At 60.2% G+C, this 22,151-nt stretch carries 23 protein-coding genes; 8 read left to right on the forward strand and 15 right to left on the reverse strand.

The annotated features are described in order from the left end of the window. Positions 1 to 75 precede the first annotated feature (75 nt). From HBO11_RS25300 to HBO11_RS25325, 6 genes are all read left to right on the forward strand, one after another. Positions 76 to 2,517, forward strand: a complete 2,442-nt coding sequence (locus HBO11_RS25300) for a penicillin acylase family protein (protein WP_169955476.1) — start codon at positions 76 to 78, stop codon at positions 2,515 to 2,517. Positions 2,518 to 2,760: 243 nt separating this feature from the next. Then, positions 2,761 to 3,543 carry a transporter substrate-binding domain-containing protein gene (locus tag HBO11_RS25305; RefSeq protein ID WP_169955475.1) on the forward strand — a complete coding sequence of 261 codons (783 nt, stop codon included), beginning with the start codon at positions 2,761 to 2,763 and terminating at the stop codon, positions 3,541 to 3,543. A 59-nt stretch (positions 3,544 to 3,602) separates the two neighbouring features. Continuing rightward, positions 3,603 to 4,331, forward strand: a complete 729-nt coding sequence (locus tag HBO11_RS25310; RefSeq protein ID WP_169955474.1) for an ABC transporter permease — start codon at positions 3,603 to 3,605, stop codon at positions 4,329 to 4,331. Beyond that, the gene (locus HBO11_RS25315) at positions 4,328 to 5,038 is read left to right on the forward strand and encodes an ABC transporter permease (RefSeq protein WP_169955473.1); all 711 of its coding nucleotides are present in this window, start codon (positions 4,328 to 4,330) and stop codon (positions 5,036 to 5,038) included. The genes HBO11_RS25310 and HBO11_RS25315 overlap by 4 nt, the downstream gene beginning before the upstream one ends. Positions 5,039 to 5,047: 9 nt before the next feature. Beyond that, positions 5,048 to 6,166, forward strand: coding sequence for a succinylglutamate desuccinylase/aspartoacylase family protein (locus tag HBO11_RS25320; protein WP_169955472.1), 1,119 nt, complete (start codon positions 5,048 to 5,050; stop codon positions 6,164 to 6,166). 13 nt (positions 6,167 to 6,179) lie between these two features. Further along, a complete protein-coding gene (locus HBO11_RS25325) occupies positions 6,180 to 6,941 on the forward strand; it encodes an ATP-binding cassette domain-containing protein (RefSeq protein WP_169955471.1) in 762 nt (253 codons plus the stop codon). Positions 6,942 to 7,037: 96 nt separating this feature from the next. Here the strand turns inward: HBO11_RS25325 and HBO11_RS25330 are convergent, their stop codons facing one another. Both HBO11_RS25330 and dcd read right to left on the reverse strand, forming a co-directional pair. Next, positions 7,038 to 7,235, reverse strand: a complete 198-nt coding sequence (locus tag HBO11_RS25330; protein ID WP_029297182.1) for a hypothetical protein — start codon at positions 7,233 to 7,235, stop codon at positions 7,038 to 7,040. A 107-nt stretch (positions 7,236 to 7,342) separates the two neighbouring features. Further along, a complete protein-coding gene (gene dcd, locus HBO11_RS25335; protein WP_003219273.1) occupies positions 7,343 to 7,909 on the reverse strand; it encodes a dCTP deaminase in 567 nt (188 codons plus the stop codon). 392 nt (positions 7,910 to 8,301) lie between these two features. Between dcd and HBO11_RS25340 the strand changes: the two genes are divergently transcribed. Beyond that, positions 8,302 to 8,511 carry a cold-shock protein gene (locus HBO11_RS25340; protein WP_002554837.1) on the forward strand — a complete coding sequence of 70 codons (210 nt, stop codon included), beginning with the start codon at positions 8,302 to 8,304 and terminating at the stop codon, positions 8,509 to 8,511. A 203-nt stretch (positions 8,512 to 8,714) separates the two neighbouring features. Here HBO11_RS25340 and rpoS read toward each other — a convergent pair whose 3' ends face one another. The 8 genes from rpoS to HBO11_RS25380 form a co-directional block, all read right to left on the reverse strand. Continuing rightward, positions 8,715 to 9,719 carry an RNA polymerase sigma factor RpoS gene (gene rpoS / locus HBO11_RS25345; protein WP_038446486.1) on the reverse strand — a complete coding sequence of 335 codons (1,005 nt, stop codon included), beginning with the start codon at positions 9,717 to 9,719 and terminating at the stop codon, positions 8,715 to 8,717. 105 nt (positions 9,720 to 9,824) lie between these two features. Further along, positions 9,825 to 10,658 (reverse strand): peptidoglycan DD-metalloendopeptidase family protein, encoded by an 834-nt coding sequence (locus tag HBO11_RS25350; protein WP_169955470.1) that lies wholly within the window; start codon positions 10,656 to 10,658, stop codon positions 9,825 to 9,827. Positions 10,659 to 10,869: 211 nt separating this feature from the next. Then, positions 10,870 to 11,505, reverse strand: coding sequence for a protein-L-isoaspartate(D-aspartate) O-methyltransferase (locus HBO11_RS25355; protein ID WP_169865481.1), 636 nt, complete (start codon positions 11,503 to 11,505; stop codon positions 10,870 to 10,872). Between the two features lie 41 nt (positions 11,506 to 11,546). Then, on the reverse strand, positions 11,547 to 12,296 hold the full coding sequence (gene surE / locus HBO11_RS25360; RefSeq protein WP_029297237.1) for a 5'/3'-nucleotidase SurE: 750 nt from the start codon (positions 12,294 to 12,296) through the stop codon (positions 11,547 to 11,549). Beyond that, complete coding sequence (gene truD / locus HBO11_RS25365) at positions 12,284 to 13,342, reverse strand: tRNA pseudouridine(13) synthase TruD (protein ID WP_169955469.1); 1,059 nt, start codon at positions 13,340 to 13,342, stop codon at positions 12,284 to 12,286. The genes surE and truD overlap by 13 nt, the downstream gene beginning before the upstream one ends. Continuing rightward, the gene (gene ispF / locus HBO11_RS25370) at positions 13,339 to 13,812 is read right to left on the reverse strand and encodes a 2-C-methyl-D-erythritol 2,4-cyclodiphosphate synthase (RefSeq protein ID WP_029297241.1); all 474 of its coding nucleotides are present in this window, start codon (positions 13,810 to 13,812) and stop codon (positions 13,339 to 13,341) included. The genes truD and ispF overlap by 4 nt, the downstream gene beginning before the upstream one ends. 54 nt (positions 13,813 to 13,866) lie before the next feature. Further along, positions 13,867 to 14,712 carry an S-formylglutathione hydrolase gene (gene fghA / locus HBO11_RS25375; protein ID WP_169955468.1) on the reverse strand — a complete coding sequence of 282 codons (846 nt, stop codon included), beginning with the start codon at positions 14,710 to 14,712 and terminating at the stop codon, positions 13,867 to 13,869. Positions 14,713 to 14,720: 8 nt separating this feature from the next. Continuing rightward, positions 14,721 to 15,833 (reverse strand): S-(hydroxymethyl)glutathione dehydrogenase/class III alcohol dehydrogenase, encoded by a 1,113-nt coding sequence (locus HBO11_RS25380; RefSeq protein ID WP_169955467.1) that lies wholly within the window; start codon positions 15,831 to 15,833, stop codon positions 14,721 to 14,723. Positions 15,834 to 15,941: 108 nt separating this feature from the next. On the opposite strand from HBO11_RS25380, the gene HBO11_RS25385 reads away from it, so the two are divergent. After that, positions 15,942 to 16,838: a LysR substrate-binding domain-containing protein gene (locus tag HBO11_RS25385; RefSeq protein WP_169955466.1), complete on the forward strand. Its 897-nt coding sequence runs from the start codon at positions 15,942 to 15,944 to the stop codon at positions 16,836 to 16,838. A gap of 127 nt (positions 16,839 to 16,965) precedes the next feature. Here the strand turns inward: HBO11_RS25385 and ispD are convergent, their stop codons facing one another. The 5 genes from ispD to HBO11_RS25410 form a co-directional block, all read right to left on the reverse strand. Then, positions 16,966 to 17,673, reverse strand: a complete 708-nt coding sequence (ispD, locus tag HBO11_RS25390; RefSeq protein WP_169955465.1) for a 2-C-methyl-D-erythritol 4-phosphate cytidylyltransferase — start codon at positions 17,671 to 17,673, stop codon at positions 16,966 to 16,968. Beyond that, positions 17,670 to 17,948 carry a cell division protein FtsB gene (ftsB, locus tag HBO11_RS25395; protein ID WP_029297251.1) on the reverse strand — a complete coding sequence of 93 codons (279 nt, stop codon included), beginning with the start codon at positions 17,946 to 17,948 and terminating at the stop codon, positions 17,670 to 17,672. Before ftsB ends, ispD begins: the two co-directional genes overlap by 4 nt. Before the next feature lie 171 nt (positions 17,949 to 18,119). Further along, positions 18,120 to 19,409 (reverse strand): phosphopyruvate hydratase, encoded by a 1,290-nt coding sequence (eno, locus tag HBO11_RS25400; protein WP_169955464.1) that lies wholly within the window; start codon positions 19,407 to 19,409, stop codon positions 18,120 to 18,122. Between the two features lie 156 nt (positions 19,410 to 19,565). Beyond that, entirely contained in the window at positions 19,566 to 20,411 is an 846-nt protein-coding gene (gene kdsA, locus HBO11_RS25405) for a 3-deoxy-8-phosphooctulonate synthase (RefSeq protein WP_010212442.1), read from the reverse strand. 5 nt (positions 20,412 to 20,416) lie between these two features. Beyond that, positions 20,417 to 22,048, reverse strand: a complete 1,632-nt coding sequence (locus HBO11_RS25410) for a CTP synthase (RefSeq protein ID WP_169955463.1) — start codon at positions 22,046 to 22,048, stop codon at positions 20,417 to 20,419. Between the last annotated feature and the right edge of the window lie 103 nt (positions 22,049 to 22,151).

A 22,151-nucleotide genomic window follows, 5' to 3' on the forward strand; every position in this document is an offset into this window, starting at 1 on the left:
CTCCCGCTTGCGTCGGTTCGCCGCGCTCACTAACGTAGCGCCTTTACTGACGCTACCCCCCGCAGGAGCTTTGCCATGGCCTCGCCAGCCCTCTCACGTTTTCTTCCCCGGTTCGGCGTTGCCGCGGCAGTGGCCAGTGCCTTGGGCCTGGCCGGTTGCCAGTCACTGAACAGCCAGGACACCCTGCCCCCCGTTTCCGGCGTGCAGCCGCTCAAGGGCCTGGCGCAGAATGTTTCCGTGCGGCGCAACAGCCAGGGCATGCCGCTGATTGAAAGCAATACCTTTCACGACGCGCTGTTCGCTCTCGGTTACGTGCACGCCAGCGACCGGATCAACCAGATGGTCACCCTACGGCTGCTGGCCCAGGGCCGCCTGGCAGAGATGTCCGGGCCGGACGTGCTGGATGTCGACCGCTTCATGCGCGCCGTCAACCTGAAGAAAAGCGCCAGCGAGCTGTACAACGCCTCCTCGCCGCGTCTCAAGCGCTTCTTTGAAGTGTATGCCCGCGGGGTCAACGCCTACCTGTTCCGCTACCGCGACAAACTGCCGACGGACCTGGCCCAGACCGGCTACAAGCCCGAATACTGGAAACCGGAAGATTCGGCGCTGCTGTTCTGCCTGCTCAATTTCAGCGAGTCGGCCAACTTGCAGGAAGAGTTATCCGCCCTGGTACTGGCGCAAAAAGTCGGCGCCGACAAACTCGCCTGGCTGACCCCAAGCTACCCGGACGAACCGCTGCCTACGGCAGAGTCCGACAAGCTCAAGGGCATCAATCTCGGGCAGATTCCCGGCGTTGCCGCGCTCACCAGCCTCAACGAGCACCTGGCCAGCCTCAACACCCTTGGGGCTTCCACCTCCAGCAACTGGGCCATCGCCCCGCAACGCAGCCGCAGTGGCCGCAGCCTGCTGGCGAACGATCTGTCGACGCCTCTGCAGGCGCCCTCCCTGTGGAATTTCGTACAGATCCGCGCGCCGAAATACCAGGCCGCCGGGGTGTCGATCGCTGGGATTCCTACGCTGCTGTCAGGTTTCAACGGCAAAGTGGCCTGGAGCATGAGCCAGGTGTCCGGCGATACCCAGGACCTGTTCCTGGAGAAGGTCAAGCGCCAGGGCAGCACGCTGTACTACGAGCACAACGGCAAATGGCTACCGGCCATCGTGCGTAACGAAACCTTCTTCGCCAAGGGCCAGCGGCCAATTCGCGAGGCGGTGTACGAAACCCGCCACGGCCCGCTGCTCAACAGCGCCCAGTCGCTGACCAGCGGCTACGGCCTGGCCCTGCAAACCGCCGACTTCAAGGACGACAAGAGCCTGGATGCGTTTTTCGACCTATCCCGGGCGCAGAACGTGGAAAAAGCCTCGGACGCCAGCCGGGAGATTCGTGCGATCCCGCTGAACATGGTGTTTGCCGACGCCAGCAATATCGGCTGGCAGGTCACCGGGCGCTTCCCCAACCGTCGCGAAGGTGAAGGCCTGTTGCCATCCCCAGGTTGGGACGGGCGCTTTGACTGGGACGGCTATGCCGATGCGATGCTGCACCCCTATGACCAGGACCCGCCACAGGGTTGGGTCGGCACGGCCAACCAGCGCAGCGTGCCCCATGGCTATGGCATGCAACTGTCCAACTCCTGGGCCGCGCCGGAGCGCAGCGAGCGCCTGGCGCAGCTGGCCGGCAACGGCAAGCACGACAGCCGTAGCGTGATCGCCATGCAGTACGACCAGACCACGCTGTTCGCCGCCAAACTTAAAAGCATGTTCCAGGCACCGGGCATGGCCCAGCCTCTGAAACAGGCGATCGATGCCCTGCCGGCCGCCGAACGTTCCAAGGCCCAGGAGGCTTTGGGCCGTCTGATGGCGTTCGACGGGCGGCTGGCGGCCACCTCGGCCGACGCGGCGATCTACCAACTGTTCCTGCAGGAAAGCGCCAGGCAGATTTTCCTCGACGAACTGGGCCCGGAATCCAGCGCCACCTGGAAAGCCTTTGTCAGCAACGCCAACCTGTCCTACGCGGCCCAGGCCGACCATCTGCTGGGGCGTGAAGACAGCCCGTTCTGGGATGACCTGCGCACCCCTGGCAAAGAAGACAAACCGGCGATTCTCGCCCGCAGCCTGGCCGCCGCGATCAGCGCCGGCGACAGCCAGTTGGGCGCCGATCACAAGGCCTGGCAGTGGGGCAAACTGCACAGCTACACCTGGAAAAACACCAGCGGCCAGACGATTCGCGGCCCATTGGCAGCAGGTGGCGATCACACCACGTTGAACGCTGCGCCCTACAACTGGGGGCAGGATTTCGCCACCACCCAGGTCCAGGCCCTGCGCATGATCGTGGATTTTGGCCAGGTGGAACCGATGATGGGCCAGGGCGGGATCGGCCAATCCGGCAACCCTGCCAGCCCGTACTATGCCAACGGCATCGATCCGTGGCTCAAGGCGCAGTACCTGAGCTTCCCGATGCAGCCGCAGAACTTTGACAAGGTGTATGGCAAGACCCGATTGACCCTGGTCCCAGGGAAATAACCCCATGTAGGCGCTGGCGTGCCAGCGCCTACAGTTCGTGAGCGGCCCGCACTGCAATGGTGCGCAAGATCTGTAGCGCCCGATATCGGGCGCGCCTCACGTTACCCTTCGTGTAATCCCACCAATTAAAAAGACCGTTCAGAACTATGGTGCAGAAATTGCTACTTGCGATACGTCTGACACCGTTCAGTAACAGTCCTAATCGCGCCACAAGCGCTTATCTTGGTTTCCAGGGATTACATAATGAAAAAAGCATTGCTGACCCTTTCTGCACTCGCGCTGTGCATGGCCGCCGGTACCGCCTTGGCCAAGGAATACAAAGAATTGCGTTTTGGTGTGGACCCTTCCTACGCGCCGTTTGAATCCAAGGCCGCCGACGGCAGCCTGGTGGGCTTCGATATCGACCTGGGCAATGCTATTTGTGCGGAGCTGAAGGTCACCTGCAAGTGGGTAGAAAGTGACTTTGACGGCATGATCCCCGGCCTCAAGGCCAAGAAGTTCGACGGTGTGATTTCGTCCATGACCGTGACCCCGGCCCGCGAGAAGGTCATCGACTTCTCCAGCGAGCTGTTTTCCGGCCCCACTTCCTACGTGTTCAAGAAAGGCTCCGGCCTGAGCGAAGACATCGCGTCCCTCAAGGGCAAGACGGTCGGGTATGAACAAGGCACCATCCAGGAAGCCTACGCTAAGGCCGTGCTGGACAAAGCCGGGATCAAAACCCAGGCCTACCAGAACCAGGACCAGGTGTACGCCGACCTGACCTCGGGCCGCCTCGACGCCTCGATCCAGGACATGCTGCAGGCCGAACTGGGCTTTTTGAAATCGCCACAAGGTGCCGATTACGAAGTCAGCAAGCCAGTGGACAGCGAAATGCTGCCATCCAAGACTGCCGTGGGCATCGCAAAAGGTAACAAAGAGCTGAAAGCTCTCTTGGATAAAGGTATCAAAGCGTTACACGATGATGGCACCTACGCCACTATCCAGAAAAAACACTTTGGCGATCTGAACCTCTACAGCGGCAAGTAACGCTGCGGCGCCCACCCCGGAGCGGGTGGGCGCACTCTCGATGGCCAAAGGCGTACCCCATGTTTGAAGACCTGTTGCAGACCCTCGGGCTTGGCGCGTTCAGCCTGCAAGGGTTTGGCCCACTGTTGCTGCAAGGCACCTGGATGACCATCAAATTGTCAGTGCTGTCCCTGGCGGTCAGCGTTGTACTGGGCCTGCTCGGCGCCAGTGCCAAGTTGTCGAGCCTGGCGCTGTTGCGCATTCCCGCGCAGCTCTACACCACCTTGATTCGCGGGGTGCCGGACCTGGTGCTGATGCTGCTGATTTTCTACAGCCTGCAAACCTGGCTGACCAGTTTCACCGACTACATGGAATGGGAATACATCGAAATCAACCCGTTCGGCGCCGGGGTGATTACCCTGGGTTTTATCTACGGTGCGTATTTCACCGAGACTTTTCGCGGTGCGATCCTCGCCGTGCCCCGCGGCCAGTTGGAAGCCGCCACGGCCTATGGCCTCAAGCGCGGGCAGCGCTTTCGCTACGTGACCTTCCCGCAAATGATGCGCTTCGCCCTGCCGGGCATCGGCAATAACTGGATGGTGATGCTCAAGGCCACGGCGCTGGTGTCGATCATCGGCCTGGCTGATGTGGTCAAGGCCGCCCAGGATGCCGGCAAAAGTACCTACCAACTGTTCTTTTTCCTGGTGGTCGCGGCCTTGATCTACCTGGCCATCACCAGCGCGTCGAACTTCGTCCTGCGCAGGCTCGAAGCCCGTTACGCCGCAGGATCACGGGAGGCAGTGCGATGATTGAATTGTTGCAGGAATACTGGCGGCCCTTCCTCTACAGCGATGGCAACCACATGACTGGGCTGGCCATGACGATGTGGCTGCTCACGGCCTCGATCTGCATCGGCTTCGTGGTGTCGATCCCACTGTCCATCGCCCGCGTCTCGCGAAACCGCTGGGTGCGCTGGCCGGTGCAGTTCTATACCTACCTGTTTCGCGGCACACCGCTGTATATCCAACTACTGATCTGCTACACCGGCATCTACAGCCTCGCCGCCGTTCGCGCACAACCGGTGCTGGATGGTTTTTTTCGCGACGCAATGAACTGCACGCTCCTCGCATTTGCCCTCAACACCTGCGCCTATACCACGGAGATTTTCGCCGGGGCCATCCGCAGCATGGCCCACGGCGAGGTCGAGGCGGCGAAAGCCTATGGCCTGAGCGGCTGGAAACTGTACGCCTACGTGATCATGCCCTCGGCCCTACGCCGCTCGTTGCCGTACTACAGTAATGAAGTGATCCTGATGCTGCACTCGACGACGGTAGCCTTTACCGCGACGATCCCGGACATCCTCAAAGTGGCCCGGGACGCCAACTCGGCCACCTTCCTCACTTTCCAGTCGTTTGGTATCGCTGCGCTGATCTACCTGACCGTGACCTTTGCCCTGGTCGGTCTGTTTCGTCTGGCGGAGCGTCGCTGGCTGGCCTTTCTCGGGCCGAGCCATTAAGGAGCCCCTATGCGGCAACAGATTCATCCCCTCCTCGCACCGGTGCCAGGCACGGCACGGCAGATCCACAGTTTCCACTTCGGGCCAGAGCAGGCCGAAGGCAAAATCTACATCCAATCCTCGCTACACGCCGACGAACTGCCCGGCATGCTGGTGGCCTGGCACTTGAAGGGACGCTTGGCGGAACTGGCCGCGGCCGGCCGCCTGCGCAGCGAAATCGTGCTGGTGCCAGTGGCCAACCCGGCGGGCCTTGAGCAAGTACTGATGGACATGCCCCTGGGCCGCTACGAACTGGAGAGCGGGCAGAACTTCAATCGCCTGTTCTTCGATCTCAGCGAAGAAGTCGGCAATCAGGTCGAGAGCCTGTTGGGGGACGATCCCAGGCGCAACGTCGCACTGATCCGCGACAGTCTGCGCCAGGCCCTCGACCGCCATGTACCAGCCACACAACTGCAATCCCAGCGCCTGGTGCTGCAACGCCTGGCCTGTGACGCCGATATGGTGCTGGACCTGCATTGCGACTTCGAAGCCGTGGCCCACCTTTACACCACCCCCGAGGCCTGGCCGCAGGTCGAGCCGCTGGCCCGTTATATCGGCGCCGAAGCCAGCCTGTTGGCCACCGATTCGGGCGGACAATCCTTCGATGAGTGTTTCACCCTGCTCTGGTGGCAGTTGCAGCAACGTTTTGGCGAGCGTTTCCAGATCCCCCTGGGCAGCTTTTCCGTGACCCTGGAGTTGCGCGGCCAGGGCGATGTCAATCACGGCCTGGCCAGCCTCGATTGCCAGGCGATCATCGACTACCTGATCCGATTTGGCGCGATCAGCGGCGATCCTGTGTCCCTGCCCGACTTGCCCTACCCCGCTACGCCGCTGGCCGCCGTCGAACCAGTGGCGACCCCGGCGGGCGGCTTGCTGGTGTTCCACGCGTTGCCAGGGCAATACCTGGAGGCCGGGGAACTGGTGGCCGAGATCATCGACCCGATTCACGACCACGTCACGCCCATCCACTGCCGCCATGCCGGCCTGATGTATGCCCGCTCGCTGCGGCGCATGGCCACGGCGGGCATGGTGATTGCCCATGTCGCCGGCCTTACGCCCTATCGCAGCGGCTATTTACTATCGCCTTGAGGATGCACGCCCCATGTACAAACTGACCGTTGAAGGCCTGCATAAAAGCTATGGCGACCATGAGGTGCTCAAAGGGGTTTCGCTCAAGGCCAAAAGCGGGGATGTGATCAGCCTGATCGGCGCCAGCGGCTCTGGCAAAAGCACGTTCCTGCGTTGTATCAACTTCCTTGAACAACCCAATGACGGCGCCATGAGCCTTGATGGCCAGCCGATCCGCATGGTCAGCGACCGCCACGGCATGCGCGTGGCCGACGAAGCCGAGCTACAGCGCCTGCGCACCCGCCTGGCGATGGTGTTCCAGCACTTCAACCTGTGGAGCCATATGAGCGTGCTGGAGAACATCACCATGGCCCCACGCCGGGTCTTGGGTTGCAGCAAGAAGGACGCTGAGGACCGTGCCCGGCGCTATCTGGACAAGGTTGGGCTGCCCGCACGGGTGGCGGAGCAGTATCCGGCGTTCCTGTCGGGTGGCCAGCAGCAACGGGTGGCCATCGCCCGTGCCCTGGCGATGGAGCCGGAGGTGATGCTGTTCGACGAGCCGACATCGGCCCTGGACCCGGAGCTGGTGGGCGAAGTGCTGAAGGTGATCCAGGGGTTGGCCGAAGAGGGGCGGACCATGATCATGGTGACCCACGAGATGAGTTTCGCGCGCAAAGTGTCCAGCCAGGTGCTGTTCTTGCACCAAGGCCTGGTGGAGGAGGAAGGCACGCCGGAAGACGTGCTGGGCCATCCGAAAAGCGAGCGGCTGCAACAGTTCCTGCACGGCAACCTGTAGGAGCCGGCTTGCCGGCGATAACGGAGTCTCAGGTACAGATGCTGTAAAAACTTAGACCGCATCGCCGGCAAGCCGGCTCCTACAAAGGGCGAGGCGTCAGGCCACTGGCGCGGGTGGTGGCTCGTCCGGCAGGGTCGGTACGCCAGGCTCGGTAGGTTGTTCCGGGGTATCGGGGTCAGGCTGGCCTGGGATGCCGCCGGCGGCGGGGTCGGCCATCAGGGACCAGGCCAGAACACCAATCTGATTGGGTTCCAGCCGAGCAAGTTCGGCGCTGATTCGCGGGTCGATCTTCATAGGGTACTCCTCAAGCGTGGCTCGACGCGCTGTGCACGCGCCGAGGCAGTACACCCAATAGAGTGCCTGCCCGCTGACAAATTCCCTTGAGCTGTAAGACGTTTCTATCAGGTGCGTGGCAGAGTGACGCCGCGCTGGCCCTGGTACTTGCCGCCACGATCCTTATAGGACACTTCGCACTCTTCGTCGGATTCGAAGAACAGCATCTGCGCCACGCCTTCATTGGCGTAGATCTTGGCCGGCAAGGTGGTGGTGTTGGAGAACTCCAGGGTCACGTGGCCTTCCCACTCAGGCTCAAGCGGCGTCACGTTGACGATAATGCCGCAGCGCGCGTAGGTGCTCTTGCCCAGGCAGATGGTCAGGACGTTGCGCGGTATCCGGAAGAACTCGACGGTGCGCGCCAGGGCGAAGGAGTTTGGTGGGATGATGCACACGTCGCTCTTCACATCGACAAAGCTCTTTTCATCGAAGTTTTTCGGATCGACGGTGGCCGAGTTGATGTTGGTGAAGACCTTGAACTCATCGGCGCAACGCACATCGTAGCCGTAGCTGGAAACCCCGAATGAAATCAGGCGTTCGGCGCCTTCACCGCGCATCTGGCGCTCGACGAAGGGTTCGATCATGCCGTGCTCTTGCGCCATGCGGCGAATCCACTTGTCCGATTTGATGCTCATGGCGGGTGTCCTGAATAGCGAGGTGGAAAATTCTGTTGGGCATCTTACCGGGGCTGGCCTCGCGGTTCAAAGGACGCGGGGGTTTTTCTTGATTAAGTTGCGCCGGGTCACTGTCAGCCGTACGGGGCGGGCCCTGGCCCTGAATTTAAGGGCCGCAGGCCTGTAAAAGGCACCGCCAGTCACGAAAATAGAGAAACCTTCGGAAATACCATTGGCACGTTCCGGAAAAAGGGTTAAGGTGGCGCCACTGTGCTGCTTGTGTCACTGAGAATCTCTACACGATATGTTGAATTTCGATCCAACCATCTCCAAGAATTTTTCCTGCTCTTTGCACTCAGTCTCGGCCAGGGCTTTTCCTGAGTCGCAGTTAACTTTGTCCAAGGAGATACACCATGTCTAATCGCCAAACTGGTACCGTTAAGTGGTTCAACGATGAAAAAGGCTTCGGCTTCATCACTCCACAATCCGGTGACGACCTGTTCGTTCACTTCAAAGCTATCCAATCCGACGGCTTCAAAAGCCTGAAAGAAGGCCAACAGGTTTCTTTCATCGCTACCCGCGGTCAGAAAGGCATGCAAGCTGAAGAAGTTCAAGTTATCTAACTTGTACTGACTTAGTCGAAAGAACCCCGCCCTTAAAAGCGGGGTTTTTTTATGCCTGGGATTTGATACTGACCTTGCCAGCGAGGGCCGCCCTCAAGGTCGCCATCGCCGGCAAGCCGGGCTCCCGCAAGGGGATTGGCACAACGCAAAACGCCCGGTGCATTCCCATGCACCGGGCGTTCTCATAGCTACCTTACAAGCCGCTACTGAAACAACGACTCACTCGACAAGCCGTTTTTCTCCAGGATCTCCCGCAAGCGCTTGAGACCCTCTACCTGGATCTGCCGCACCCGCTCACGGGTCAAGCCGATCTCCAGGCCAACATCTTCCAGGGTGCTGCTTTCATGGCCACGCAGGCCAAAGCGGCGAATCACCACCTCGCGCTGCTTGTCCGTCAGCTCTGAAAGCCATTGATCGATACTTTGTGACAAGTCATCGTCCTGCAACAGCTCACACGGATCCGTGGGTCGGTCATCCGTAAGGGTGTCCAGCAGGGTTTTATCCGAATCCGGACCCAGCGAGACATCGACCGAAGACACACGCTCGTTAAGCCCGAGCATGCGCTTGACCTCCCCCACTGGTTTTTCCAGCAGGTTGGCGATCTCTTCAGGCGAAGGTTCATGATCAAGTTTCTGGGTAAGCTCGCGTGCCGCCCGCAGGTACACGTTAAGCTCCTTGACGACATGAATCGGCAACCGGATGGTCCGGGTCTGATTCATGATTGCGCGCTCAATGGTCTGGCGAATCCACCACGTCGCGTAGGTCGAAAAGCGAAAACCCCGCTCGGGGTCAAACTTCTCTACCGCCCGGATCAAGCCGAGGTTGCCCTCTTCGATCAGGTCCAACAGGGAAAGCCCACGATTGACATAGCGTCGGGCGATTTTCACCACCAGGCGCAGGTTGCTTTCAATCATGCGCTTGCGCCCAGCCGGATCTCCCTTTTGCGACAATCGCGCAAAATGGACTTCTTCTTCGGGAGTGAGCAAGGGGGAAAAGCCGATTTCATTGAGGTACAACTGGGTCGCATCGAGCGCCCGGGTGTAATCAATATACTTATGCTGTTTTAACGCTGTGGAGTTTTTGGACTTGGTACGAACTGAAGGTACAGCGGGTCCCTCATTCGACATCGATTCCGTACCGATGCCGGTCTCCATAAGGAGAACCTCATCGTCGATGTCAAACTCCGGCGCTTCTTTACTGAGAGCCATTGTTATAGTCCTTTGGTGAGTTCGACCTCAAGCTCAAGCGACGCCTTTATCCTTGGCAACGCTGGAGCCTGTTCCTTCTACGTGAGGGAACAGGCTGACAACACATCAACGCCGGGGTAGGAATTGCAGTGGATCTACAGGTTTACCTTGGCGGCGAATCTCAAAGTGCAGTTTCACCCGGTCTGTACCAGTCGACCCCATTTCGGCAATTGTCTGTCCGACTTTGACCTGCTGCCCCTCCCGAACCAACAACCTGCGGTTATGACCGTAGGCACTGACGTAGGTATCGCTGTGTTTGATGATGACTAATTCGCCGTAGCCCCGTAGACCACTCCCGGCGTATACAACAGTCCCATCAGACGCAGCTAAAACAGGCTGTCCCAAATCCCCGGCGATATCAATGCCTTTATTCAAACTACCGTTTGAAGAGAATTTTCCAATAAGAATGCCATTTGAGGGCCATCCCCAACCGGTCGGTGCCGGTCCCGCAGGTGGCAACGGCGCGGGTGCCGGCTTGCTCGCAACCTTAGGCGCAACGGTGCCTGCAGGCCGGGTGAAGACCGTCGTCTTGCTGGAAGAAGAGGCCGATGAACCGGATTTTGTCACAACTGCCGTGGGCGCCGAACCCGTGCGCCCATCGAAACGGATGGTTTGCCCCGGATGTATCGTATAAGGCACAGGAATGTTGTTACGCGCGGCCAGCGCCTTGTAGTCCCAGCCATAACGGAAGGCGATCGAGAACATGGTATCGCCCTTGCGCACCACGTATTGCCCGGTGGTTACCGTCGGCCGTTGCGGTGCCGCATTATTGCGGTCAACCACGCGCGCGCCGCTGCCTGTGCTGGAGCAGGCAGCCAGCAAGGAACTCAAGACAAGGCCAATCACCAGTCGCTGAAAGCTAGTTTTACTCATACGCTGCGCAATGACTGTGAGACTCACCCGCCGCTCCCTTTGTGGTGGCTGAAACATGAACGCCTGTATCAGGCTTGAAATATGTCGCAAGTATAACTGGCTGCCAGACTTTAACCGGCAACAAGGTAGAAACGAAAAATTCATCTCGTTTAATAACTACCCAACTTGATGTTGACTCAATGAACCCCGCTGTAAGACACATACACAGCAATAGAATTCACTACACCGTGACAATTGTTCAGGCCAGCGGCCCATTAAGTAACGGAACGAAACGCACTGCCCCCAGGACATGCCGGGAAAAACCCTCTTCTTCGCGCACGATCAACATCAACTGTTGCACTTCGCCCGATCCCACCGGAATCACCAGGCGCCCGCCCGGAGCCAATTGGTCCAGAAGTGCCTGAGGCACATCGGTGGCCACCGCAGTCACGATGATGCCGTTGTAGGGCGCCAAGGCCGGCCAGCCTTCCCAGCCATCACCCCAACGAAACACTACGTTGCGCAGGTTCAGCTCCACCAGGCGCTCCTTGGCCCGGTCCTGCAGGACCTTGATCCGCTCGACGGAAAACACCCGCTCCACGAGTTGCGAGAGCACGGCAGTCTGGTAGCCGGAGCCGGTGCCAATCTCCAGCACTTTGTCCAAGGGACCCGCCGCCAACAACAGCTCACTCATCCGCGCCACCATATAGGGCTGGGAGATGGTTTGGTTGTGGCCAATCGGTAGCGCGGTGTCTTCGTAGGCGCGATGGGCCAGGGCCTCATCGACAAACAGATGGCGCGGGGTACGGCGGATGACTTCCAGCACCTGGGCGTTGGACAGTCCCTCTTCATAGAGTCGCTGGATCAAACGCTCACGGGTGCGTTGGGAGGTCATGCCGATGCCCCGGCGCAACAGGTCGTCCTGTTCACGAGCCATCAGCGCAGCCCCTCCAGCCAGGGATCGAGACCACCGAAGGCATCATTGAAGGTGCGATCGAGTTGCAGCGGGGTAATCGAAACATAACCTTGCATCACCGCATGAAAGTCCGTGCCCGGCCCGCCATCCTCGGCGTCGCCCGCTGCGGCAATCCAGTAGCCTTCCCTGCCACGGGGATCCACCACTTTCAGCGGTGCCGCAGCGCGGGCGCGGTGGCCCAGGCGGGTCAATTGGATGCCGCGAATATGGTCCAAGGGCAGATTGGGAATATTGACGTTGAGCACCGTACGCGGTGGCAGCACCAGGGTGCCGTGGGCCTCAACCAGCTTGCGCGCAAAATAAGCGGCGGTCGCCAGGTTATCCACCTGCCGCGACGCCAGCGAAAAGGCAAAGGCCGTCCGCCCCAGGAAGCGCCCTTCCAGGGCCGCCGCCACGGTGCCGGAATACAGCACGTCATCGCCCAGGTTGGCGCCCAGGTTGATCCCGGAAACCACCAGGTCCGGCTCATCGGCCAGCAAGCTGTTGATGGCCAGGTGCACGCAATCGGTCGGCGTGCCATTAACGCTGATAAAGCCGTTGGCCAGCGTCTGCGGGTGCAACGGACGGTCGAGCGTCAGCGAACTGCTGGCGCCACTTTTGTCCTGGTCCGGGGCAACCACCACGCACTCGGCATAATCCGCCAGCGCAGCATGAAGCGCGGCAAGGCCGGGTGCGGTGACCCCGTCGTCGTTAGATATCAGAATACGCATGGGCTGTCCGTCTGCCCCACCGGCACCAGATCAACAAGCTCGCGCACCAAGACAGTGGCGAAGCATCCGGCCGGCAGGACGAATTCCAATTGCAGAATGTCAGTCTCGGGATAATGCCACGTCAACCCGCCAATGGGCAGTCGCAGAATGCGCCGTTCCTGGCTCATGCCGGCTTTGGCCAGCCACTCGCACAGGTGCGCCTCGCTCGCGGCGACGGCTTGCTCCAGCTCATGGGTTGCGCCAGCGGCGGGCGAATCGCCTTCACCCCACTGTGGGCCGGTGGGATGCAGGTCGAGGATGGCCAGGCGCGGATCGCTGCACTCCGCCTCTCCGGCCGGGAAAAAGCTGCGGCTGTCGGTGAACGCCAGCAGGTCACCGACCTGGGCACGCTGCCATGAACCATCGGCAACCCGCGCCGCCAACACCTTATTGAACACAAAGCTGCGCGCGGTCGACAGCAGGCGCGAACGTACATTGCGCTGTTCCGGCAAGGCCTTGCGGGCCGCCCAGTCGCGGGCATCGACGACGTTACCGCCATCATGGCCAAAACGCTGGGCGCCGAAATAGTTGGGGATACCGTGCTTGGCGATCAATTGCAGGCGCGCATCAATCGCGCCGTGGTCGCCGGCCAGTTGGGTCAGGCGCAGGGTAAAACCGTTGGCCGCATGGGCGCCACGCTGCAACTTGCGTTTATGACGGGCGGCCTTGAGGATTTTCAGGGTGTCGTTTTCCGCCGCACTCAGGTCTGGGTCGGCCTTGCCCGGCAGTTGCACGCTGAACCACTGGCGCGTCAGCGCCTGGCGATCCTTGAGGCCGGCATAGCTCACCGTGCGCAAGGGCACGCCGGCAGCCTTGGCAATACGTCGCGCAGCCTCTTCAGTGTTCAGGCCGCGCTTTTCCACCCACAACCACAGGTGCTCACCCTCGCCGGTCAGCGGGATATCCAGCACTTCATCCACTTGGAAATCTTCGGCAGTCGCCTTGAGCACCGCGCTGCCCAGTGCCTCGCCATAGGCCCGCGGGCCCAACAGTTGCAGTTCGTTCATGCGCGCAGCAACAAGGCGACAGAGTGCACCGCAATGCCCTCTTCACGACCGGTAAACCCGAGTTTTTCGGTGGTGGTGGCTTTCACGTTGACTTGATCCAGTTCTATTTGCAGATCGGCGGCAATCACTGCGCGCATCGATTCGATATGCGGGGCCATTTTGGGTGCCTGGGCAACGATGGTGTTATCGACGTTGCCGACCTTCCAGCCCTTGGCATGGATCAGGCCGACCACATGCCGCAGCAGCACGCGGCTGTCCGCGCCCTTGAAAGTGGGATCGGTGTCCGGAAAGTGTTTACCGATATCTCCCAATGCAGCCGCGCCGAGCAAGGCATCGCTCAAGGCATGCAGCACAACGTCGCCGTCGGAATGAGCCAGCAACCCATGGTGGTGCGCAATGCGCACGCCGCCCAGGGTGATGAAGTCGCCTTCGGCGAAACGGTGCACATCATAGCCGTGGCCAATACGCATAAAAAAACGCCCCGAGTTAATTCAGGGCGTGATTCTACCTACTTTTGCCAGACATTAACCGAGCAAAGCACGTCCATGATGACGCAAGTGGTCATCGATGAAGCTGGCGATAAAGAAGTAGCTGTGGTCGTAGCCCGGTTGCAGGCGCAACTCCAGCGGATGGCCTGCGGCCTTGGCGGCTTGTTGCAAGGCTTCGGGCTTGAGTTGAGTGGCGAGGAAGTCGTCGCGATCACCCTGGTCCACCAGCAGTGGCAGTTTTTCCGAGGCTTCGCTGATCAGCACGCAGGCATCCCATTCGCGCCACTTGGAGCGCTCCTCCCCCAGGTAGCGGGAAAACGCTTTCTGCCCCCAAGGGCAATCCATCGGATTGTTGATCGGCGAAAACGCCGACACCGACTGGTAGCGCCCCGGATTGCGCAAGGCGCATACCAGCGCACCGTGGCCGCCCATTGAATGCCCGCTGATGCCGCGCTTGTCGGACGCCGGGAAATGCGCTTCAACCAACGCCGGCAATTCCTGCACGACATAGTCATGCATCCGATAGTGCTTGCTCCACGGTTGTTGCGTGGCATTCAAGTAAAACCCGGCACCCAGGCCAAAGTCCCAGGCATTGTCCGGGTCGCCCGGCACACCCGGCCCACGGGGGCTGGTGTCCGGGGCGACGATGATCAACCCCAGCTCAGCCGCCATACGCTGCGCGCCGGCCTTTTGCATGAAGTTCTCATCGGTGCAGGTCAAGCCCGACAGCCAGTACAGCACCGGCAACTTGCCGCCTTGCTCCGCCTGCGGTGGCAGGTAGACGGCGAAGGTCATATCGCAATCGAGTACATCGGAATGATGCTTATAGCGTTTGTGCCAGCCGCCGAAGCTCTTCTGGCATGACAGGTTTTCCAGACTCATGGCCGACCTCAGAAATGGATGACGGTACGAATGCTCTTGCCTTCATGCATCAGGTCGAATGCCTTATTGATATCTTCCAGGCCCATGGTGTGGGTGATGAAGGTATCCAACGGGATTTCGCCGGTCTGGGCCATTTCCACGTAGCTTGGCAACTCGCTGCGGCCACGCACGCCACCGAAGGCCGAACCGCGCCAGACACGACCGGTCACCAGTTGGAATGGACGGGTGGATATTTCCTGGCCAGCCCCAGCGACCCCAATGATTACCGACTCGCCCCAGCCTTTGTGGCAGCACTCTAGGGCCGCACGCATCAGCTGGACATTGCCGATGCACTCGAAGGAAAAGTCCACACCGCCGTCGGTCAAATCGACAATCACATCCTGGATCGGCCGGTCGTAGTCTTTCGGGTTGATACAGTCGGTGGCTCCCAACTGCTTGGCGATCTCGAACTTGGCCGGGTTGATGTCGATGGCGATGATACGACCGGCCTTGGCTTTAACTGCACCGATCACGGCCGACAAACCAATCCCGCCCAGGCCGAAAATGGCCACGGTGTCACCCGGCTTGACCTTGGCGGTGTTGATCACGGCACCGATACCAGTGGTGACGCCACAGCCCAGCAGGCAAACTTTTTCCAGCGGCGCTTCTTTGGGAATCTTGGCCACGGAGATTTCCGGCAACACTGTGTACTCGGAAAAAGTCGAAGTCCCCATGTAGTGGAAGATCGGCTGCCCTTTGTAGGAAAAACGCGTAGTACCGTCTGGCATCAGGCCTTTGCCCTGGGTCGCGCGGATGGCTTGGCACAGGTTGGTCTTGCCCGACAGGCAGAACTTGCACTTGCCACATTCCGGGGTGTACAGCGGGATCACGTGGTCGCCCACCGCCACCGAAGTCACACCCTCGCCAATCGCTTCGACCACCGCGCCGCCTTCGTGGCCCAGGATCGATGGGAAGATGCCTTCCGGATCGGCGCCCGACAGGGTGTAGGCGTCAGTGTGGCAAACCCCGGAAGCGACCACGCGCAACAGGACTTCACCGGCCTTGGGCATGGCCACATCCACTTCCACGATCTCCAGTGGTTTCTTGGCTTCAAAGGCGACAGCGGCGCGTGACTTGATCATCCGGGTTTCTCCTGGGGCTTAAAAGTAAGACGAACAGTGTAAAACACGACCCATTGATTAATAATCCAGGCAAAAGCAAAACATTATTGCTGTACTGGGATAATCACCATGCTGGAAAACCGCTGGGAAGGCATCGATGAGTTCGTCGCCGTCGCCGAATGCAGCCAATTTACTGCGGCTGCCGAACGCCTGGGCGTGTCCTCGTCCCATATCAGCCGCCAGGTCGCACGCCTGGAAGAACGCCTGCAAACCCGCCTGCTGTATCGCAGCACCCGGCGCGTTACGCTGACCGAGGCCGGGCAAACCTTCCTGCAACATTGCCAACGCCTGCAGGATGGGCGCGAAGAGGCCCTGCGCGCCGTAGGCGACCTGACCAGCGAACCCAAGGGCATGTTGCGCATGACCTGCGCCGTGGCTTATGGCGAACGCTTTATCGTGCCGCTGGTCACGCGCTTCATGGGGCTGTATCCGCAATTGCGCGTGGATATAGAGCTGAGCAACCGCCCCCTCGACCTGGTCCATGAAGGCCTGGACCTGGCGATTCGCCTGGGCCGCCTGCAAGACTCGCGGATGGTCGCCAGCCGCCTGGCACCCCGGCGCATGTATCTCTGTGCGTCGCCGTCCTACCTAGAACGGTATGGACGCCCCCATAGCTTGTCGGAACTGAGCCGGCATAACTGCCTGGTCGGCAGCTCGGATATTTGGCAATTGGCCCAGGATGGGCGCGAATTTTCCCAAAGGGTGCAGGGAAACTGGCGCTGCAACAGTGGGCAGGCGGTGCTGGATGCGGCGCTGCAAGGGGTGGGGTTATGCCAGTTGCCGGATTATTACGTGCTGGAGCACTTGCACAGCGGCGCGCTGGTTTCACTACTTGAGTCCCACCAACCGCCGAATACTGCAGTGTGGGCGCTGTATCCGCAGCAGCGGCATTTGTCGCCGAAGGTGCGCAAGTTGGTGGACTACCTGAAGGAAGGGCTGGCTGGGCGGCCGGAGTATGGCGGGTGATCTGGGGCGTCAGGCCTGGCCTCATCGCAGGCAAGCCAGCTCCCACACCTGACCGCGTATCCCTGTTGGAATGCGGTCAGGTGTGGGAGCTGGCTTGCCTGCGATGAAGTCACCTAGGTCCAGCAGCCTACCGGCGATTAGCCCACCGCAACCTGAGCCACTCCAGATCCTCCGGCCGGGTCACCTTGATATTGTCCGCGCGCCCTTCAACCAGGCGTGGCGCCTGGCCGGACCATTCCATGGCCGAGGCTTCGTCAGTGATGACCGCGTCGGCCACCAGGCTATCGGCCAAGGCGCGGTGCAAAGCCCCCAGGCGGAACATTTGCGGGGTATAGGCTTGCCAGATCAGGCTGCGATCAATGGTTTCCACCACCCGCCCCTGCTTGTCGACACGCTTGAGGGTGTCGCGGGCCGGTACGGCCAGCAAGCCGCCCACCGGGTCATCCGCCAACTGCGCCAACAACGTGTCGAGATCCTCGCGGCTCAGGTTCGGCCGTGCGGCATCGTGCACCAGCACCCAGTCGTCATCGCTGGCGCCCAGGGCATTGAGTTGCAGCAGTGCATTGAGCACCGAGCCTGAGCGCTCCGCCCCGCCGTCCGCGCGCTGGATACGCGGGTCGCCGGCACACGCCAGGTTGGGCCAGTAAGGATCATCGACAGCCAGACTGACCACCAGCCCCTTGAGGCTCGGATGGTCGAGGAAACAGCCAAGGCTGTGTTCGAGAATAGTGCGCCCGCCCAACTGCAGATACTGCTTGGGACGGTCCGCGGCCATGCGGGCACCGACGCCCGCGGCAGGAATCACGGCCCAGAAGGCCGGCAAACAGGCGTTCATTGGGCCAACTGGTAGAGGGTTTCACCCTCCTTGACCATGCCCAATTCATGACGAGCCCGCTCTTCAACGGTCTCCATGCCTTTTTTCAACTCAAGCACTTCGGCATCGAGCACACGGTTGCGCTCCAGCAACACCTCGTTCTCGGCGTGCTGCGCGGCAATTTGCTGGGTCAGGTCGGTCACCTGCGCCAGGCTGCCATTGCCCACCCAAAGGCGGTACTGCAGGCCAGCCAGCAGCAAGAGCAAGACGAGGAACAACCAATTGGGACTGCGCATCGAATATCGGGTATCCAGTGAAAAAAGACAGCCATGCAAAACTTTTGAAGCAACTGATAGCACGAAGCCTGGAAGACCCAGGCTTGTGCTTGATAGGCATCAGATTAGTGCGCAAATTCACTCTACAGCGAGTTTTCCGACACAATCCGTTGTCTTTTTACCATCAACTACTCAGCCGCGAAACTCACCACGGCCGTTGTATTTGGCTTTACCGCCCAATTGCTCTTCGATACGCAGCAGTTGGTTGTACTTGGAAACGCGGTCGGAGCGGCACAGGGAACCGGTTTTGATCTGGCCCGCCGAGGTGCCCACGGCCAGGTCGGCAATGGTCGAATCTTCGGTTTCGCCGGAGCGGTGCGAGATCACGGCAGTGTAGCCCGCAGCCTTGGCCATCTGGATCGCTTCCAGGGTTTCGGTCAAGGTGCCGATCTGGTTGAACTTGATCAGGATCGAGTTGGCGATCTTCTTGTCGATGCCTTCTTTCAGGATCTTGGTGTTGGTCACGAACAGGTCGTCGCCCACCAGTTGGATTTTCTCGCCGATCTTGTCGGTGAGGATTTTCCAGCCGTCCCAGTCGGACTCGTCCAGGCCGTCTTCGATCGAAATGATCGGGTAACGCTGGGTCAGGCCCTTGAGGTATTCAGCAAAACCTTCGGAGTTGAACACCTGGCCTTCGCCGGACAGGTTGTACTTGCCGTCCTCAAAGAACTCGCTGGCCGCGCAGTCCAGGGCCAGGGTCACGTCGGTGCCCAGCTTGTAGCCAGCGTTGGCCACAGCTTCGGAGATCACTTTCAGTGCATCTTCGTTGGACGCAAGGTTCGGTGCGAAACCACCTTCGTCACCCACCGCAGTGCTCAGGCCACGGGCCTTCAGCACAGCTTTGAGGTGGTGGAAAATCTCGGTGCCCATGCGCAGGCCTTCGGAGAAGGTCTTGGCGCCGACTGGCTGCACCATGAATTCCTGGATATCGACGTTGTTGTCTGCGTGTTCGCCACCGTTGATGATGTTCATCATTGGCACCGGCATCGAGTACACGCCAGGGGTACCGTTCAGGTTGGCAATGTGCGCGTACAGCGGCAGGTCCTGGTCCTGGGCAGCGGCCTTGGCAGCAGCCAGGGATACAGCGAGGATCGCATTGGCGCCGAGGCTGCCTTTGTTTTCAGTGCCATCGAGCTTGATCATCGCGTGATCGAGGGCTTTCTGGTCCAGCGGGTCCTTGCCCAGCAACAGGTCGCGGATCGGACCGTTGATGTTGGCTACTGCCTTGAGGACACCCTTGCCCAGGTAACGGCTCTTGTCGCCATCACGCAGTTCCAGCGCTTCGCGCGAACCTGTGGAAGCACCGGACGGCGCGCAGGCGCTGCCGATGATGCCGTTATCGAGAAGCACGTCGGCTTCGACGGTGGGGTTGCCACGGGAGTCGAGAACTTCACGACCTTTGATGTCGACGATTTTTGCCATTGTTGTAAACACTCCAAAGTTGACGAAAACGACGCAGCTGAAGGAAATCTTTTGACCGACCGCAAGGGTGGAACAACGGGGCAGGCTTGCAGACGACAAAACTCAGGCCCGGGGGCCTGAGCATAAAGCGCGGAAAGTTTACCGGAGAAACGCGGGTTACGCGGTCTCTACCGTCGGAAAACTCTTGACCAGTTCGTCCAATTGCTTGAGCTGGGCCAGGAATGGCTCCAGCTTGTCCAGGCGCAGGGCGCAAGGACCGTCGCACTTGGCGTTGTCAGGATCCGGGTGGGCTTCCAGGAACAGGCCAGCCAGGGACTGGCTGATACCGGCCTTGGCCAGGTCAAGTACCTGGGCACGTCGGCCACCGGCGGAATCGGCGCGACCACCCGGCATTTGCAGCGCATGGGTCACGTCGAAGAATACCGGGTATTCGAACTGTTTCATGATGCCGAAACCGAGCATATCCACCACGAGGTTGTTGTAGCCGAAGCTCGAACCACGCTCGCAGAGGATCAACTGGTCATTACCCGCTTCCACGCACTTGTTCAGGATGTGTTTCATTTCCTGGGGAGCGAGGAACTGGGCTTTCTTGATATTGATCACAGCGCCGGTCTTGGCCATCGCGACGACCAGGTCGGTCTGGCGCGACAGAAAGGCCGGCAACTGGATGATGTCGCATACCTCGGCGACCACTGCAGCCTGCTCGGGCTCGTGGACGTCGGTGATGATCGGCACGCCGAAGGCTTGCTTGATGTCCTGGAAGATCCGCATGCCTTCTTCAAGGCCCGGGCCGCGATAGGAGGTCACGGACGAACGGTTAGCCTTGTCGAAGCTGGCCTTGAACACATAAGGGATACCCAGTTTCTCGGTAACCTTTACGTACTCTTCACAGACCTGCATCGCCATGTCGCGGCTTTCCAGCACGTTCATGCCGCCAAACAGCACCATGGGCTTGTCGTTGGCAATTTCGATATCGCCTACGCGAATGATCTTCTGGGCCATCAGGTTTACGCCTTCTTCTGATGTTGCGTCAGTGCAGCCTTGACGAAACCGCTGAACAACGGGTGACCGTCGCGCGGAGTCGAGGTGAACTCAGGGTGGAACTGGCAAGCGACGAACCATGGATGATCCGGGGCTTCAACCACTTCAACCAGCTTGCCATCACCGGAGCGACCGGAGACTTTCAGGCCGGCTTCTTTGATCTGCGGCAGCAGGTTGTTGTTCACTTCGTAACGATGACGGTGACGCTCGACGATCACGTCCTTGCCGTAGCAGTCGTGTACCAGCGAGCCGGACTCCAGCAGGCAATCCTGTGCGCCAAGGCGCATGGTGCCGCCCAGGTCGGAGCTTTCGGTACGGGTTTCGACAGCGCCAGTGGCATCTTCCCACTCGGTGATCAGGCCCACGACCGGATGGCCGCTGGTGTGATCGAACTCGGTGGAGTTGGCGTCTTTCCAGCCCAGCACGTTACGAGCGAACTCGATAACGGCCACTTGCATGCCCAGGCAGATACCCAGGTACGGCACCTTGTTCTCACGAGCGTACTGCACCGCAGTGATCTTGCCTTCCACGCCACGCAGGCCGAAACCGCCTGGCACGAGGATCGCATCGACGCCTTCGAGCAGCGCGGTGCCCTGGTTTTCGATGTCTTCGGAGTCGATGTAACGCAGGTTGACCTTGGTACGGTTGCTGATACCGGCGTGACTCATCGCTTCGATCAACGACTTGTACGCGTCCAGCAGCTCCATGTACTTGCCGACCATGGCGATGGTGACTTCGTGCTCAGGATTGAGCTTGGCGTCAACCACCGCTTCCCACTCGGACAGGTCCGCGCCATTGCACTGCAGACCGAAACGCTCGACCACAAAATCATCCAGGCCCTGGGAATGCAGAATGCCCGGGATCTTGTAGATGGTGTCGGCGTCTTCCAGGGCAATCACCGCACGTTCTTCAACGTTGGTGAACTGGGCGATCTTGCGACGCGAGGAAATGTCGATCGGGTGATCGGAACGGCACACCAGCACATCCGGCTGCAGGCCGATGGAACGCAGTTCCTTGACCGAGTGCTGGGTAGGCTTGGTTTTGGTCTCGCCAGCGGTGGCGATGTACGGCACCAGCGTCAGGTGCATCAGCATCGCGCGCTTGGCGCCGACTTCAAAACGCAACTGGCGGATGGCTTCGAGGAACGGTTGGGATTCGATGTCACCCACGGTGCCACCGATCTCGACCATCGCCACGTCGGCATCGCCTGCACCTTTGATGATGCGGCGCTTGATTTCGTCGGTGATGTGCGGGATCACCTGGATGGTTGCACCCAGGTAGTCACCACGGCGCTCCTTGCGCAGGACGTGCTCGTAGACACGGCCGGTGGTGAAGTTGTTGTTCTGGGTCATGGTCGTGCGGATGAACCGCTCGTAGTGGCCCAGGTCCAGGTCGGTCTCGGCGCCGTCGTGGGTGACGAACACTTCACCGTGCTGGAACGGGCTCATGGTGCCCGGGTCGACGTTGATGTACGGGTCCAGCTTGAGCATGGTGACCTTAAGTCCCCGCGCCTCCAGGATGGCCGCCAACGAAGCGGAGGCAATGCCTTTCCCCAATGAAGAAACAACACCGCCCGTGACGAATATGTAGCGCGTCATGAAAAACCCTAGAAGTCTGCGTTAAAGCGGTCGGAGCCGCCGGGGAAAGCGAAGGAAGGCCGAAGCCCCCGATCACCTGCATTAATCACAGTGCACCTTTCAA

Source organism: Pseudomonas sp. WS 5010 (assembly GCF_012985565.1).
Lineage (GTDB): Bacteria > Pseudomonadota > Gammaproteobacteria > Pseudomonadales > Pseudomonadaceae > Aquipseudomonas.

What these genes read in the sequence shown, in the direction of transcription:
- HBO11_RS25300 (WP_169955476.1), top strand. Translation starts at nt 76, where the DNA reads ATGGCCTCGCCAGCCCTCTCACGTTTTCTTCCCCGGTTCGGCGTTGCC.
- HBO11_RS25305 (WP_169955475.1), top strand. Translation starts at nt 2,761, where the DNA reads ATGAAAAAAGCATTGCTGACCCTTTCTGCACTCGCGCTGTGCATGGCC.
- HBO11_RS25310 (WP_169955474.1), top strand. Translation starts at nt 3,603, where the DNA reads ATGTTTGAAGACCTGTTGCAGACCCTCGGGCTTGGCGCGTTCAGCCTG.
- HBO11_RS25315 (WP_169955473.1), top strand. Translation starts at nt 4,328, where the DNA reads ATGATTGAATTGTTGCAGGAATACTGGCGGCCCTTCCTCTACAGCGAT.
- HBO11_RS25320 (WP_169955472.1), top strand. Translation starts at nt 5,048, where the DNA reads ATGCGGCAACAGATTCATCCCCTCCTCGCACCGGTGCCAGGCACGGCA.
- HBO11_RS25325 (WP_169955471.1), top strand. Translation starts at nt 6,180, where the DNA reads ATGTACAAACTGACCGTTGAAGGCCTGCATAAAAGCTATGGCGACCAT.
- HBO11_RS25330 (WP_029297182.1), bottom strand. Translation starts at nt 7,235, where the DNA reads ATGAAGATCGACCCGCGAATCAGCGCCGAACTTGCTCGGCTGGAACCC.
- dcd (WP_003219273.1), bottom strand. Translation starts at nt 7,909, where the DNA reads ATGAGCATCAAATCGGACAAGTGGATTCGCCGCATGGCGCAAGAGCAC.
- HBO11_RS25340 (WP_002554837.1), top strand. Translation starts at nt 8,302, where the DNA reads ATGTCTAATCGCCAAACTGGTACCGTTAAGTGGTTCAACGATGAAAAA.
- rpoS (WP_038446486.1), bottom strand. Translation starts at nt 9,719, where the DNA reads ATGGCTCTCAGTAAAGAAGCGCCGGAGTTTGACATCGACGATGAGGTT.
- HBO11_RS25355 (WP_169865481.1), bottom strand. Translation starts at nt 11,505, where the DNA reads ATGACCTCCCAACGCACCCGTGAGCGTTTGATCCAGCGACTCTATGAA.
- surE (WP_029297237.1), bottom strand. Translation starts at nt 12,296, where the DNA reads ATGCGTATTCTGATATCTAACGACGACGGGGTCACCGCACCCGGCCTT.
- truD (WP_169955469.1), bottom strand. Translation starts at nt 13,342, where the DNA reads ATGAACGAACTGCAACTGTTGGGCCCGCGGGCCTATGGCGAGGCACTG.
- ispF (WP_029297241.1), bottom strand. Translation starts at nt 13,812, where the DNA reads ATGCGTATTGGCCACGGCTATGATGTGCACCGTTTCGCCGAAGGCGAC.
- fghA (WP_169955468.1), bottom strand. Translation starts at nt 14,712, where the DNA reads ATGAGTCTGGAAAACCTGTCATGCCAGAAGAGCTTCGGCGGCTGGCAC.
- HBO11_RS25380 (WP_169955467.1), bottom strand. Translation starts at nt 15,833, where the DNA reads ATGATCAAGTCACGCGCCGCTGTCGCCTTTGAAGCCAAGAAACCACTG.
- HBO11_RS25385 (WP_169955466.1), top strand. Translation starts at nt 15,942, where the DNA reads ATGCTGGAAAACCGCTGGGAAGGCATCGATGAGTTCGTCGCCGTCGCC.
- ispD (WP_169955465.1), bottom strand. Translation starts at nt 17,673, where the DNA reads ATGAACGCCTGTTTGCCGGCCTTCTGGGCCGTGATTCCTGCCGCGGGC.
- ftsB (WP_029297251.1), bottom strand. Translation starts at nt 17,948, where the DNA reads ATGCGCAGTCCCAATTGGTTGTTCCTCGTCTTGCTCTTGCTGCTGGCT.
- eno (WP_169955464.1), bottom strand. Translation starts at nt 19,409, where the DNA reads ATGGCAAAAATCGTCGACATCAAAGGTCGTGAAGTTCTCGACTCCCGT.
- kdsA (WP_010212442.1), bottom strand. Translation starts at nt 20,411, where the DNA reads ATGGCCCAGAAGATCATTCGCGTAGGCGATATCGAAATTGCCAACGAC.
- HBO11_RS25410 (WP_169955463.1), bottom strand. Translation starts at nt 22,048, where the DNA reads ATGACGCGCTACATATTCGTCACGGGCGGTGTTGTTTCTTCATTGGGG.